The sequence below is a fragment of the Alteromonas sp. D210916BOD_24 genome, assembly GCF_047159385.1.
In the GTDB taxonomy this organism is placed as follows: Bacteria; Pseudomonadota; Gammaproteobacteria; order Enterobacterales; family Alteromonadaceae; genus Alteromonas.
The window spans coordinates 934,677-949,179 of sequence record NZ_AP038333.1 but is presented as its reverse complement, the minus strand read 5'-3'; the positions used below and the strand labels follow the sequence as shown (position 1 = coordinate 949,179).

Genomic DNA, 14,503 nt, shown 5'->3' with positions numbered 1-14,503 from the left:
AAGAATTTATTAATACGTAATGACCCAAACAGTTTTCACACTACATGCCTCGTCATTTGACGACGCGCCGCGGGCTTTTATTAAAACCGGTATTCCTTGTCCGAAAGGAAAATGGTTTGTGGGAGACCATATTGAGCCAGTGGCAAAGGGAATAACGTTTTTATCCCGCCATACTTTTGCACAACAATTATGGCAAGATGGCTCGATTAGGTGGTTGTACTTGGAAGGCTTGGTTGAACCTGACACTGTGCCAATAAGCCACGACATCCCTATCAGTTTGCGAAAAAGCGCTTCAGCACTTTCTCAGCGCATGCCCCCTGTAGTTGATACCCCAGAGAACTTTGTCATTCGCCTGCATACCGATGCCAGTGTAACCATAAATAAAAAAGCCTTCTTGGATTTGGATTTTGGCTCGTTGCAATGTCAATTATATCTACACGAACTCGCTGAGGGAGTGCGTGTCACGGATAATCACTATGAACTGATGAGTGACGAGGCAACTTACCAGCAAGTAAAACTCATCCAAGCAGGTTCATTGACGTTTAAAAATGGAAAGCAACTACTGCTACAAGCTGAATATACCGTACAACTGTGTGATGGTACCGTTTTAGGTAGGGTGACGCTAACCAACCCAGCCGCAGCAAGTCATCCTAGCGGAAAATGGGATTTAGGTGATCCCAACTCTATATACCTCAAAGAATGTGGGCTGCGTTTGCAAGGACACAAATCCACAACCATGTTGTTGGACAAAACGCCTTTTACGCTTCAAGGGTGTCGAACTTTGTCCGTCTTCCAAGCATCGAGCGGCCACGAATTGTGGGATAGTCCGGTACATGTCAATGCGCAAAATCGCGTTTCCCACACTTTCAAAGGGTACGTAGTCACTCGTGAAAATGAACAAGTTGCTAGTGGCAATCACTGTAATCCGACGCTGCGTGTTCACGATCAGAGTGGCGAGTTTTTTATTAAGACAAATCAGTTTTGGCAAAACTTTCCTTCGTCTATAACCGCCACTGCTAAACACAGTGAATACAGCTTGCTGGGGGCGAGATACGCTGAAGCAATAGAGCTACAACCAGGCGAACAAAAAACACGCGAATTTAGTATAGCTGCCGTTCCTACAGGAAAAGCCACGCTATCGTTTTCTGCGCAGTGGATTGACAATACCCAAGTGTTGCCTTTTTTCACCAATGTTCCGTCTGTATTTCAACCATTGATCGATAAAGGCATAGACGGGGCACATTCTTTTTTTAATAAAAGACGAGATATCGACGAATTCGGATGGCGCCACTTTGGTGAACTCTACGCTGATCATGAGAGCGCATTACGCGATAACCAAAGCGACGACAAAAGCCCCTTTGTATCGCATTATAACAACCAGTACGACCCCATATATGGCATGCTTTTGCAATGGTTGATAAGCGGTGACCAACGCTGGTTTGAGTTAGCGGATGACCTTGCCAAACATGTAGCTGATATAGACGTGTATCACACACAATTAGACAAACCAGAGTACAGTGGCGGACTCTTCTGGCACACCGATCATTATGTACAGGCCTACACCGCGACCCACCGTACTTACTCCAAGCGGCAGCCCTGTCATGTATACGATGACCATGCAGGCGGAGGTGGACCTGGCGGCCAGCATTGCTATACCAACGGACTGACGTTACATTATTTGCTCACCGGCTATACCCCTTCCAAAAATGCAGTGAGCTCTTTAGTCAATTGGATTGAACGTTATTACGAAGGTGATGGCACCCTATTGGGTGCATTACTTGCGTTTAAAAATAGTGCAACTCCCGGTCTTAAAAATATCAAGACGGGACAGTATCCGTTAGATAGAGGGACAGGAAATTATCTTCAGGCATTGCTGGATAGATTCGTTCTATTTGGACAATTAAAAGATATCAGGCTAGCAGGTCACGTCATAAAACATACCATTTCGCCTAATGACAATATTAGCGAAAGAGATCTGACCGACATTGAAAATACGTGGTTTTATACTGTGTTTCTTCAAAGCCTGTGCCGGTTTATTCATACTAAAACCCAACTTGAGCAACTGGATGATGATTATCACTATGCAGTTGCGGGGCTTATACACTACGCCAAATGGATGCAAGATAATGAATACCCCTATCTTGATAAGCCGGATATTTTAGAATTTCCCAATCAAACCTGGAGTGGGCAAGATTTGAGAAAACTGTGTGTTCTCCATTTTGCTAGCGCATTTTTGGACGAGCACTCTCGTAAACAAAGCGCAACAAAAATGGACGAAATTGCATCAAACGTACTTCACCGTCTTGTTCACAGTGAAGAAGCCTCTAATACGCGTATTCTGTGCTTATTAATGCAAAACGCCAATTATCACGGCTACACTGCACACGACGGTAACCCACAGACACTGGTGCCCTTAGAAAAATTTAAAGAAGCTTCTCCTGAGTCTACTTATTCTCTATCTCGGCATCTTTTTTCATTATTACAGTCATTTTCTTTAAAACGAGAACGCAGCCAATTAATAAAGCGATTTCCAACGTGCCAAAATTGGTTGGGCAAACCATGACACCTTATACCTCGTTTATTATTCCCCACAAGGGCAGAGAAGCCATGCTCATCGATACCCTGCAAAGTATCGCTGAGCAAAACGTCGGGATAGAAGAGTTTGAAGTGATTGTTATCAGTCAGAACCAAGCTGTATCTGAGAAAGTTAAGCACTTCAAAAACTGTTTGGCGTTATCCATTATTTATAACGATCCCAACAACAGTATTTCTCATTCCAGAAACCTTGGGGCTGAAAGCGCCAAAGGTGAATTTCTCGCTTTTCTTGATGCAGATATTTACCTAGCACCAAATTGGCTTAGCACTATGCGCGACACTCTTCAGTCCACACCATCTGTTGTACTTGTCAGTGCGATGCAACAAAACAGTGACTACGCGCCACCACTGGAAAAGATTAGAACTGCCTTAAGCAATGCTGAATTAGATACCAATGTCAGCTTTCTACCAGGTAGAAACCTATTTTTGCGTAAACAAACCTTCTATCAAGCGGGTAAATTTCCAGAGCACTTATTGACCTGCGAAGACTATTACTTTACAGATAAGGTTAACCAATTAGGAAGTTTGTACTACACCTCAAAAAGCAGTTACGTTCACATCGGTGAAGATAAGGCATTTATTCCGATGTGGAAAAAAGAAGTGTGGCGGGGACAGTCCAATCTAGCTTCATTAAAAGGGCGTAAAGTACCGCTAAGAGAATACCCCAGCTTTCTGATCCCCTTTGTTATTTCCGGTGGTTGGCTCGGGTCATTGGTTGCATTGCTACTGGGGCAGACCTCACTGGCGTCGCTGCTGTTTCTTTTAGCATTACTACCCTTTACGGCATATACCCTGAGATTGAAAAAATTGACTGCCAGTAGTGTAGCATTAAGTTATTGTTTACTATTCTATTTACTTTATTTTCCAGCAAGAGCCTTGGGAACCTTATTAGGAGTAAGCGGCACGGTTTCAACCGATTCGCATAAGTCACCATGAAAGTTTTACAGTTTATATGTTCAACAGGTTTTTACGGAGCCGAACGCTGGGTGCTGGCATTATCCAAACACCTACCGTCACAAGTCAGTAGTGAATTGGTTGTGACGTTGGAACCCGGCACAGAAGAACTCGAGTTGGTTAAACAATTTCGCGAGATAGGCCCTACTCACGCTATTCCCATGCAGGGGCGTTTTGACCTGACGGCTGTTAGTAAGCTTGCTGCACTGATCAAACAAAGAAACATCGATATTATCCATACACATGGATACAAATCAGATATTCTCGGCATCATGGCCGCAAAAAAAGCGGGGATCCCTTGCGTGGTGACTCCCCATGGATTTGAAAACGCAGACGATCTGAAATTACGCGCGTTTATTTGGTTAGGCTGCCAGGCAATGCGATTTGCAGACAAGGTTGTGCCTCTGTCAAAGCAGCTTGTAAAGGACGTGGAGAAATTTAAAATTCCGGCTCACAAGCTCGCCTATATTCAAAACGGCGTTGATTTATCAGAAGTTGAAGCGGTAAGGCTGACCAAATCACCTAAAACAACAAACACTAAGACTATTGGCTTTGTCGGCCAAATGATCAGCCGCAAAAATATTACTGCCATCTTAAACTGCTTCGACGCCCTCTACAAAAAACGACAAGATATTGCCTTGGTGCTTCTGGGTGATGGCGAAGAAAGAGAAAAACTAGAAGCGTTTGCACAATCACTTCACAGTGCAGAAGCAATTACGTTTCTGGGCTTCAGAACCGATCGTTTGCAGCTTTTACGAGATTTTGACCTTTTTGTTATGACCTCTACGTTAGAAGGTATACCTCGTTGCCTTATGGAGGCATGTGCCATGGAAATACCGGTTTCAGCTTACGATATAGCAGGAGTGGATCAATTAATTACCCATAACGAATCAGGGCTTTTAGCACAACTTCACGACGAAGCGCAGTTGCAGACCGATTGGGAGAAGTTACTTGACGACGAGGCATTCGCGGCTTCGCTGGCTTCGAAAGCCAAAACATATGTCGAAAATAACTTTTCAGCCAAACGGATGGCTGATGAATATTTCACCCTGTTTGAAGATATAGTAAAAGAGAATGCAAATGGCTAAACAGGATGTTTTATTTGTATTAACTATTGATACTGAGGAAGAGTGGCTGTGGGATGAGGCCTTTCCACAAAGAGACTTTTCCGTTGAAAACGTTGAAAAGCTACCTGAATTTCAAACGTTTTGTGAATCATTGGGCATAAGACCCACCTATTTCGTAGACTACGCAGTAGCGAGTAATAGTAAAGGGAGTGAGACCCTTAGGGCCTTTGCTAGAAGTAATACAGCCGAAGTAGGTGCTCACCTTCACCCTTGGTGTAACCCGCCTTACTTCGGCAAAACCACCGAGGCAGAATCACACGTGATTAACCTGCCAATTGAACAGGTAGAACAAAAGCTCGATGCGCTTAATCAATTACTTTTTGAAAAAATAGGCGTTCAACCTCAGTCATTTCGAAGTGGCCGCTGGGGAGTGAGTGCCAAAATGTTGCGCCTGTTAGCCTCTCGTGGCTATAAGGTCGACTCAAGTGTTTACCCTTTCTACAAAAATGATTTCTTTAGTTGTTTAGGGGCACCGGAAAAACCTTATTGGCCTTCCTTTGAAAATGCACTTGCAGCAGGAAACCAACGTCAACTGCTCGAGATCCCCGTTACCGCAGGTTTTAACATAAAAAATTTTTCTTTGGGGGAGCGAATCCACACTCGGCTCTCGCGTCCGCCTTTTAACTGGGTTAAATCAGTTGGCCTGCTCTGGCATAGTAAGCTACTTAGAAAAATTTATTTAAGCCCTGAACTTACCAAGACAGAAGACATGATTGCTTTGGTTAACCAAAGCTTGGAAAAACAGCATCCCGTTATCCACATGTATCTTCACAGTTCAAGTTTAATTGATGGCGCCACGGGTTTGTTGAATGTCGAGCATGCATTTTCTACCATTTGCAAACGCATTGAAGCAGTCACAACACACCTAAGCAATGAAGCAAACGTTACCTTCGCAACTATTTCTGAAGCCAATGTTCGGCTGCGCAATTTACCCACAGAAAACGGGGTTATTTCAAGGTATAAGGTGTAATTACAATGGGTGCTGAAATAGCCATATCCTTAGCATCAACTGACGACAAGTTGAGCTGGGACGACTACGTAAAACACCACCGACACGCTACTCCGTATCATTGCTATGGGTGGATGGAAGCAGTGTACATTGCCTATGGTCACAACAGTATAGGGGCAATTGCCCGCTGCGCAATTAGCGATAAAGTGGTTGGGGTGTTTCCTGCGGTTTTAATGAAAACACCTTTTGTTGGGAAGCAAATCTGTGCCCTTCCCTATTGCGATGTTGGCTACCCTCTGGCAGATAGTGATGACGTTGTTGAGGCATTGCAGCAATTTATCCAAAAGCAACTCGTTGTCAATGAAACTAACAAGTTGGAAATTAGGGGCGTCTCATACCATCCTCATAACGAGGAAGATTTCCACAACAAAAAGGTGCGAATGCTGCTCACTCTGCCCGAGTCCAGTGATTTACTGTTAAGTAGTTTTAAATCTAAATTACGCAGCCAAATTAGGAAAGCAGAGAAAAATGGCCTGCATTGGAAAATGGGACGAAACGAACAACTCATCGACCACTTTTATTATGTATACGCGCGAAATATGCGGGATTTAGGTTCACCCGCTCATGCCTTGAAATGGTTTAAAGCGATAGTAAAAACGTATGCTGACAATGCAGTAATCAGTATTGTTTACAACGGTGCAGAACCCATTGGCGGGGGAATTGTGTTAAATGCAGGCCCGCACGCCTGCATTCCTTGGGCATCGACCTTGAGGGAGCACAACTCATTGGCACCGAATATGTTATTGTATTGGTCATTGCTATCACACTGTGCAGACAACGGGATCAGGCAGTTTGATTTTGGTCGGTCGACCTATTTAGAAGGCACTTACAAATTTAAAAAACAATGGGGGGCTTTGCCTCAATTATTACAATGGCAAAAGCTCAACAACAAAGGAGAAAGTGTTGATGATTCGTCTTCAGAAGATGAAACACCTTCTGCTTTGCGCGAAATGGCCGAAGGCGTTTGGCGTAAACTCCCATTAAAAATTACCATCATGACAGGGTCGTTGATCAGACCTTATATTAGCTTGTAAGGAAGACATAAATATATGTGTGGTATAGCGGGTTTCAGTCTATTTAATCATTCAGAAGGTGGCTTACCTGCATTAGACGCTATGCACAACGCTATTTACCATCGAGGGCCCGATGCCAGTGGTACCTATCTTGATGACAGTGTTGGCCTTTGTCACCGACGTTTGAGTATTTTAGATTTATCAGAAGCGGGCAGTCAGCCCATGTTTTCACAAGACAACAATTTAGTTATTGTGTTTAACGGTGAAATATATAATTTCCTGGAACTCAGAGAGTCGCTAACTGCCCAAGGTGTAACCTTTAAGAGCCATACCGATACCGAAGTCATTCTGGCGCTGTACGCCCGAGAAGGGATAAAGTGTTTAGACAAGCTCAACGGCATGTTTGCATTCGCGCTATGGGACAAGGTGAAAAAACAGCTGTTTATAGCCAGAGACCGACTGGGTAAAAAACCGCTGTACTATTATTCTCAAAACGGGCGTTTTGCGTTCGGCTCTGAAATAAAAGCCATACTGGCCTTGAATGATATCCCTCGAAAAATTCGTCTTGACGCAGTGTATGACTTTTTTGCGTATCAGTATGTCCCAGATCCGAAAAGCATTTTTGAGCACATACATAAACTGCCACCCGCTCACTATATGATTGTTAACGAGGCCGGTTTTAGCCTTCATGAATATTGGGATTTAAGCTTTAAGCATACCTCCCATGAAAGTGAAACTACCCATATACAACAACTCAAAGCGTTACTCGAAAAGGCCACTCAACAGCGTATGATAAGTGATGTACCTCTGGGTGCATTTTTAAGTGGCGGTGTAGATAGTTCAGGTGTAGTCGCGATGATGGCTGAGGCCAGCAATAGTCCGGTAAAAACATGCACTATTGGTTTTGACGACGAAAAGTTTAATGAAGCAGATTTCGCAAGGGAAATTGCCAAAAAGTATAACACTGAACATCATGAATTCACTGTTAGTCAGAATGTGGCTGATAGGCTCGAACACATCGTGAGTTTTTTCGACGAACCTTTTGCTGACCCATCACTGGTACCCACGTTTTTCGTTTCTGAATTAGCCAGAAAAGTAGTCACAGTGGCGTTGGCTGGAGATGGCGGTGACGAAATGTTTGCCGGATATGAAAAGTATTCTATTGACCATGTAGAAAACCAATTAAGGAATAAATTTCCTCGTATTGTCCGCCAACGATTGTTCCCAAGGTTATCCCAAATGGCAGGGTTAATCCCAGGTGTGCTTGGTAAAAAAGCAAAATCGCTATTGACGACTTTGTCCACGACCCCTGCTATGGGTTTCTATATTACCAACAGTATGATCACCGATGAAATGTGGTCTTCATTGGTGACCAATGAAGTTAAACAACAACTTCAAGATTATCACCCAAGCCACTATACGTTGGATAATTACCACAAAGCCGATGGGCCTGATCATCTTAGCAAGATTTTGTACACAGACATCAAAACATACATGACTGGCGGCGTCCTCGTCAAAGTAGACCGAATGAGTATGGCGAATTCCCTTGAGGTACGCGCCCCGATCCTTGACTATCACGTCGCCGAGTTTGCAGCTGCGCTCCCCTCTTCGCAAAAATTCAATAAAGGAACAAAGAAGTACCTGCTAAAAAAAGTATTCGAGCCCTATATTCCAGACGCTTTGCTTCACCGAAAAAAAATGGGCTTTAGTACCCCAATCGACACCTGGTTTCGTGAGGATCTCAAACCCTATACAGAATCAGTTCTGTTTAATGTGGACGATGGTATTTATCACATATTTGACCAAGCTAAAGTCAATCGAATTTGGGCGGAACATCAAGACGGTACTCATCAGCACGGTATTGTGCTCTGGAGCATGCTTATGTATCAGATGTGGTACAACCGCTATGTGAAAGTGGTTTAAAAAGAGGTTGGTGATGAGAGTCTTACATATCACGTACGACATGAGGATTGGTGGCACGGAAATGGTGATTAAGAACCTCATTGAAAGCAATACGGACGACACTATTGCCATGTCGATCTTTTGTATAGAGTGTCCACTGGGCCCGTGGGGTGAAGAGCTCAAAGATGCAGGGGTACCTGTCTATAAACAAAAGCGCCAGCCAGGCTTTGATATTGGGCTGATAAAAACCATACGGCAGCATATCAAAGAAAAAAACATCGACATTGTACATTGCCATCAATACACGCCCTGGGTTTATGGTGCACTTGCTACAGCTTTCACTAACACTCGAGTGGTGTTTACTGAGCACGGTCGATTTTACCCTGACTCAAGCAGTTGGAAACGGAAGTTGGTAAACCCATTTCTTAGCCAATTGACCTCTGCTATCACGGCGATTTCAAAAGCAACAAAAGAGGCATTAATAACTTACGAGTTCATTCGCCCCGAGAAAATAGACGTTGTTTATAACGGAATTAAACCACTAGAGCCGGTGTTAGAGGCACTTATACCGCTAAAAGCAAAGCTTGAACTACCTGAAGATGCCTGGGTTTTCGGCACCGTCGCCAGACTCGATCCAATTAAAAATCAAAAAATGCTGATCCGCGCATTTGCCAACGTCAGTGACGTACTCCCTAACGCCTATTTGCTGATTGTCGGTGACGGAGAGTTGATGAGCGAATTAAAAGCATTAGTCGCGCAATTGAACCTAACTCAAAAAGTTATTTTCACTGGTTACAAGTCAAACCCAACTAACTATTTGGCAATCATGGACGTATTTTTACTGCCTTCACTCAGTGAAGGCACTTCGATAACCTTGCTAGAAGCTATGTCATTAGGGAAGCCCTGTATTGTTACTAATGCAGGAGGAAACCCAGAAATTGTTGCTCATTTAGAAACAGGATTGGTTACAGCGAATGATAATGAGCAAGAATTAGAAGAGGCGATGTTATCTATCAGCCAGTCGAAAGAGTTATATTCCCAACTAGCTGCTAATGCGATGCCGCGCTTTAAAGCAAACTTCCATGCGAAAAAGATGTTCTCCAATTATGCAAAAATTTACCGTGAAACGTTAGAGTAAGAGTAATGATGGCGAACTTCCTTATCAGACTTTGTGAGTTGAATAATGCACAAAAGTAAAAATTTCCCCATCTTTCTATTGATGGGCTTCCCTAGATCTGGCACTACGTGGTTTTCAAACCTAATAAACTCAAGTGAAAGTGTTATATACCGACATGAGCTTATCGGAAGAAACTACAGCATGTTGGGAGACAGAGTATTCTCTGAACTAAAATATGCTGAAGGCCTGAGTGCAGCTGACTATGAAATAGTCGAAAATGCGATAAAGAAAGCCCACATAGAAACCGATAAGCCTCCGTTTTTTAAGAAAAAATATGGATTGAGAAAATTCCCGAAAATTCAATATATGTTCTGGTCACTGGCAAAAATACTTCCTCGAACTGCCAGACTTTATGACTACTTCTATCGATTACGCAGTAAACACGATTGGAAAATTCTAATAAAAGAAACGCGCTCTCTTACAGACATGAGATCGATGATCCTTGGTTTACAACCCAGTGCGTTGTTATTTCTCGTTAGAACTCCTCAAGCAACCATCCTTTCTCACCTAAAAGGGGTTCAAAAGAAAAAAATGGGCCCCATTAGCCCTGACGTTAAAAAAAGACTGCTACTAGAAGCATCAGATAGCGCGTTTTTTAAAGCGCATCTAAGCCACAAGCATCTGCATACAGAATTACAAGATATCGAATTTTATGCCATTAACTGGGTGCTGTACCACGAAAAAGCACTTGCATTGAAAACGGAATTCGCTTCTGCTTCGATTTATTTTTACGATGATATTATGGAAAATCCTCCTCAACAAATAGCGCAAATCTTTTCAATGTTAGGACTTGAGATTTGCGATGAAGTGGCAAATTACATCGCGCAGAGTTCTGGTCAGAAGTCTAACTTTTTGAAAGACGCTGGAGACCAGTATTACAGTGTCTATAGAGATAACTCGTTTAACAAAGACTCTTGGATGGAGGAGTTAACTCAAGAAGAAATTGAGCTAATCAACTCTTATTGTAAAACCATGTATGAGGAGCTAGGTAAGCTAAAAATTCAATGTAATTAAAATAATCACAGTATCGAATTTCCCCGGACTATTGCCAAATTGATACAGATATTTTGCGTTAGGCTAATAACGTCTCGCTATTGATTGACCACTACCATTCGCCCATTCCCTATTTACTTTAGGTAATGGATTTATGGGAAATACGCACTAACGTATTTGGTCACTGGTGACAATAGTTTAGTACGTAAATGAAATGCCCTGTGCCACACTAAACTCATGCAGTTTAACCAGAAACTCCGCTTTGGTCAGCGCCTCTGAGTTACCAGCTTCATCGGCACTTCCTCCATCTCTCGACGAGATACGTTTGTTAGTGCGATTGTTTTTAATCATAACTCCTTGAGTAGGTGCAAACCGGTACTCAATGGCTCTTCTATAGGCGTGTTCCATAAAAATGGCATTGTTTTCCACCAACGTATTGGGACTGTCTTCTAAAATAATACCCGTGTCAGCAAACGGGTCTTGATTGTCAGAATGATAGATAAAATTGTTTCTGATGATGCCACCATAATTAGAGAACTTAATATTTTTATTCTCGTCCCCCTTAGCGCGCTTTCTCATACCAAAACCAATGGCTCTATCTGAGTCAATAATGATGTTGTTTTCTACAATATTATTTTCAGTGTTGTTCCATAAGTGTATTGCATGCTCGGCGATGCGGTTTCCCGGACTGGCAATGTGTTTAAATACGTTGCCTTTTATCACCCAGTTTCTAATACCATGAGCATCAATCCCACCTATATAATGATTCGGGCCTATACCCGCACTATATTCAAAGAGGCAATTTTCAATTATTCCAGAATCAGACTGTTCTTCTGGTCTGTTGCGTTTGTCGTAGCTAACTTTCAGTAGCTGTTCATAACCATCTCGTATAGTACAGTTGCGGATAATTGGGAAATCAGCGTCACGTTCTGACCTAATTTGGATAATATGATTACCTGCATTTTGCATAGTAATGCCATCAATGACTGCGCCAGAACTCTTTATATCAATTAAATTTTCCACCTTGTGTGAACGAACCATTCCCCTTCCGTTTAAAATGACTGATTCTTTGTCAGCATACTCAGAAAGCAACATGATATTCGGTTTGTCAAACGTTAACGCTTTAGTGAAGTTATATGTACCAGGCGCGAGATAAATAGCGACATTACCTTTGGTATGCCCAAATACCTCTAAAAGTTGCTCAGATGAACTGACATATTGTTTGTCATATCCTTGTGGAACCGAAATTTGTGACTTTCCACTAATTAATGACTCATGGGGATTTAGGCGCTTTTCTGCTTGTTGATAAGACGCAATATCGACCGTTGATGCGGCAACAGTAATTGGCGAGCTCACACGGGTAATAACTGTTTTTAACTCTGACTTGAATAAAAAGCCAACGAGTGCAACAACACCAATCCCCGTCGCAATACCAAGCCCATGAGCTATCCCAATCAGAAACTTTTTTATAAAGTGCTCAAAAAATGTCATCGATGCTCATTCTTCCTAGAACAAAAACTTATTAACCGTAGACGCACCCTGCACTTGCGTAGTGCGACAACAAATTATTCATTCTGGCTATGAGAAACCCGGCGCTTGATAGACGATTTTCGAAGCAAATAACCGGCTAGAAATAGTAGAATGATAGGTACAGGCCATTTCAGCCAATACGCAACAATTTCAAAATAGTATTTTTTAGTAATAAAGTGAGAGACACCGTCCCACCGCTTAAATTGATTATCGTAGATCCTATTCATTACCACGACATCACTTTGAGGGTATCCCGCATTAGCGTATGCCTCTCCAGCGACGTTAGGCGTCGATTGTAAATCTGCAGGACTATAATTAAGCGCTACGCCAAAATCGGGATCAAAAGTTAACTCTTCACCATTTTCAAATGTCGCGGTCAGAATAACATGGCCTGGAAACGTGAGCAGTTGATTGGGTATGCCCTCTTTATCCAATAACTGTGACATAATCATAGAAGCGTCGCCACATATGCCAATGCCCCGGTTCAAACTTCTTTCATAATTGGCGAAATGATATCTTTCAAATTCGGGAATACCCGAAAACTTCCCCATAAAATACAGGAAGTAGTTCTCCCAAATGGGAACTAATTGATTAAATTTTTGGTTGTCGTATCGACGCCAATGGATGTGCGCTAAACCACTGCCAATGACCTGGGTGATTCTCTCTGCATATGCCTTGTCAGACTCACCTTCCTGCCTGTTAACTGCAGCGAAGGTTTCCTCCCGCGTTAGGGTAATATCATTTTCAAAACGCAGTTCGTCTTGAAAAAATACAGGCGGTCTCACATCCTTAAATAGTCCGTAAATATTTATACCAAGAAACCCTAAACCCACGGTCATCAAGACGATACCGGCAAACAAGTAAAATTTAGGTCTCATGATTTACTACCCACTTTCTTATCTGACATTCTATTGTATCTGACTACATAAATATTATATGCACATGCAATAAACAAAATGCACCAATACAGGATTTCAGCACGCATTCGATTCATAAATGTCATCGCTATGACAAAGGCTAACAACGCACACTGAAGGGCTATGACTTTAAAGTAATTATCCACATCGGCTCTTTCTTTTAATGCTTTCTTGGTTATGTTTGACGTGCGATAACACGCATAAAGCATCATAATAAACGCAAACAATCCCAGATAACCGACTTCAGTCAATGTCTCAAACCAGGTAGAGTGAACTGAACGGTTTCGACTATCTCCAGTGTCGACGGCTTCTGGAAGGTAAAACGGTGCAAAGACATTAAACCCTTGAAAACCCTTCCCAAAAGGATAATCTTTAGCCATGTCCCAAGCCGACTGCCAAAAAATGAAACGGGTCGCCCCTGTCTCTTGTTCAACATTTTCGGTAGATTGGGTTGTCATGGTATGCATTCGTTCAATAAAATCTCTATCGACAATCATTACAGCGCCTAATAACCCAACTAACGTAATTCCTATGGCTGCGGCTTTCTGAAACTTTCTTTGAAAGCTTGAGAAATACATATGCCACATGAAAAGACCACAACTTAAAGCGACGGCCAGAAATGCACCTCTGCTATTAATTAGGACTATTCCGTTGGCAATAAACGCTCCAGCTATGGCGATCAAAAAACGCACTTTGTTGTTACTCGCTGTCCAGAAAAAATACAAACAAAGTACAGCACTGGGAGCTATCGCTGCTGCCAAACCATTTGCATCTGGAGAGTCAACTGTGCCAATACCCTCAATTCGGCCTGCACCATTTCGTCCTTTTTGCATTGCCATAAAAGAGATATACCACGCACCGTAAATGTATCCGTATAACATGATATTTAAATCTTTGTCTGACTCACACATTTTAAAAGCCACACTCATAATCACCATCAGCTTCAAATAGTAGACCAACGCCTGACTATGGCCAGCAGGCGCTGCAGCATAAAATGAAGCCACGCCATAGAGCAGAAGAAGGAAATACATCCATCTAAACTGAGGCATTTGAAGGAGCTGATTCTGATTAAATTGACGAAAAGATTTAATAAATAGCACACCCATTACCACAACGACGATAAACGAGTATGGCAAATCTGGAACAGAAGAACCCCACCATCTATTCTGGGGGTTGTAAAAGTAGACCGCCTGATAAAGAGCAAAAATAACCATTGGGGAGGCTAATAAGGCATATAATATGCCCCCTGCATAACTCCCCAAAAACAACAAAATATTAATCATTTA

Annotated in this window: 11 protein-coding genes; 8 read left to right on the top strand and 3 right to left on the bottom strand. The window is 42.5% G+C overall.

Annotation, left to right across the window (positions count from 1 at the left end; genetic code table 11):
- The first annotated feature begins 19 nt into the window (after window positions 1–19).
- Genes ACMCM8_RS04070 through ACMCM8_RS04035 form a run of 8 tightly spaced genes read left to right on the top strand, consistent with a single transcriptional unit; the run spans window position 20 to window position 10,791 of the window.
- Window positions 20–2,563 (top strand): hypothetical protein, encoded by a 2,544-nt coding sequence (locus ACMCM8_RS04070; RefSeq protein WP_412725729.1) that lies wholly within the window; start codon window positions 20–22, stop codon window positions 2,561–2,563.
- Window positions 2,536–3,531, top strand: coding sequence for a glycosyltransferase (locus ACMCM8_RS04065; RefSeq protein ID WP_412725727.1), 996 nt, complete (start codon window positions 2,536–2,538; stop codon window positions 3,529–3,531). The genes ACMCM8_RS04070 and ACMCM8_RS04065 overlap by 28 nt, the downstream gene beginning before the upstream one ends.
- Window positions 3,528–4,637 (top strand): glycosyltransferase, encoded by a 1,110-nt coding sequence (locus tag ACMCM8_RS04060; RefSeq protein WP_412725725.1) that lies wholly within the window; start codon window positions 3,528–3,530, stop codon window positions 4,635–4,637. Before ACMCM8_RS04065 ends, ACMCM8_RS04060 begins: the two co-directional genes overlap by 4 nt.
- Entirely contained in the window at window positions 4,630–5,646 is a 1,017-nt protein-coding gene (locus ACMCM8_RS04055) for a polysaccharide deacetylase family protein (protein ID WP_412725723.1), read from the top strand. Before ACMCM8_RS04060 ends, ACMCM8_RS04055 begins: the two co-directional genes overlap by 8 nt.
- Before the next feature lie 5 nt (window positions 5,647–5,651).
- Complete coding sequence (locus ACMCM8_RS04050) at window positions 5,652–6,719, top strand: GNAT family N-acetyltransferase (protein ID WP_412725721.1); 1,068 nt, start codon at window positions 5,652–5,654, stop codon at window positions 6,717–6,719.
- A gap of 15 nt (window positions 6,720–6,734) precedes the next feature.
- Window positions 6,735–8,621 (top strand): asparagine synthase (glutamine-hydrolyzing), encoded by a 1,887-nt coding sequence (gene asnB / locus ACMCM8_RS04045; protein WP_412725719.1) that lies wholly within the window; start codon window positions 6,735–6,737, stop codon window positions 8,619–8,621.
- Window positions 8,622–8,634: 13 nt separating this feature from the next.
- Window positions 8,635–9,738, top strand: coding sequence for a glycosyltransferase (locus ACMCM8_RS04040; protein WP_412725717.1), 1,104 nt, complete (start codon window positions 8,635–8,637; stop codon window positions 9,736–9,738).
- A gap of 45 nt (window positions 9,739–9,783) precedes the next feature.
- Window positions 9,784–10,791, top strand: a complete 1,008-nt coding sequence (locus ACMCM8_RS04035; protein WP_412725715.1) for a sulfotransferase domain-containing protein — start codon at window positions 9,784–9,786, stop codon at window positions 10,789–10,791.
- Between the two features lie 177 nt (window positions 10,792–10,968).
- Here ACMCM8_RS04035 and ACMCM8_RS04030 read toward each other — a convergent pair whose 3' ends face one another.
- The 3 genes from ACMCM8_RS04030 to ACMCM8_RS04020 all read right to left on the bottom strand — a co-directional run bounded on the left by ACMCM8_RS04030 (window position 10,969) and on the right by ACMCM8_RS04020 (window position 14,500).
- Window positions 10,969–12,261 carry a right-handed parallel beta-helix repeat-containing protein gene (locus tag ACMCM8_RS04030; protein WP_412725713.1) on the bottom strand — a complete coding sequence of 431 codons (1,293 nt, stop codon included), beginning with the start codon at window positions 12,259–12,261 and terminating at the stop codon, window positions 10,969–10,971.
- A 74-nt stretch (window positions 12,262–12,335) separates the two neighbouring features.
- The gene (locus ACMCM8_RS04025) at window positions 12,336–13,178 is read right to left on the bottom strand and encodes a hypothetical protein (protein WP_412725711.1); all 843 of its coding nucleotides are present in this window, start codon (window positions 13,176–13,178) and stop codon (window positions 12,336–12,338) included.
- Complete coding sequence (locus tag ACMCM8_RS04020; RefSeq protein WP_412725709.1) at window positions 13,175–14,500, bottom strand: O-antigen ligase family protein; 1,326 nt, start codon at window positions 14,498–14,500, stop codon at window positions 13,175–13,177. Before ACMCM8_RS04020 ends, ACMCM8_RS04025 begins: the two co-directional genes overlap by 4 nt.
- Window positions 14,501–14,503: the final 3 nt, after the last annotated feature.

Bases quoted from the DNA above. Each gene is read 5' to 3' on its own strand.
- ACMCM8_RS04070 (WP_412725729.1), top strand. From the start codon at position 20: ATGACCCAAACAGTTTTCACACTACATGCCTCGTCATTTGACGACGCG.
- ACMCM8_RS04060 (WP_412725725.1), top strand. From the start codon at position 3,528: ATGAAAGTTTTACAGTTTATATGTTCAACAGGTTTTTACGGAGCCGAA.
- ACMCM8_RS04055 (WP_412725723.1), top strand. From the start codon at position 4,630: ATGGCTAAACAGGATGTTTTATTTGTATTAACTATTGATACTGAGGAA.
- ACMCM8_RS04050 (WP_412725721.1), top strand. From the start codon at position 5,652: ATGGGTGCTGAAATAGCCATATCCTTAGCATCAACTGACGACAAGTTG.
- asnB (WP_412725719.1), top strand. From the start codon at position 6,735: ATGTGTGGTATAGCGGGTTTCAGTCTATTTAATCATTCAGAAGGTGGC.
- ACMCM8_RS04040 (WP_412725717.1), top strand. From the start codon at position 8,635: ATGAGAGTCTTACATATCACGTACGACATGAGGATTGGTGGCACGGAA.
- ACMCM8_RS04035 (WP_412725715.1), top strand. From the start codon at position 9,784: ATGCACAAAAGTAAAAATTTCCCCATCTTTCTATTGATGGGCTTCCCT.
- ACMCM8_RS04030 (WP_412725713.1), bottom strand. From the start codon at position 12,261: ATGACATTTTTTGAGCACTTTATAAAAAAGTTTCTGATTGGGATAGCT.
- ACMCM8_RS04025 (WP_412725711.1), bottom strand. From the start codon at position 13,178: ATGAGACCTAAATTTTACTTGTTTGCCGGTATCGTCTTGATGACCGTG.
- ACMCM8_RS04020 (WP_412725709.1), bottom strand. From the start codon at position 14,500: ATGATTAATATTTTGTTGTTTTTGGGGAGTTATGCAGGGGGCATATTA.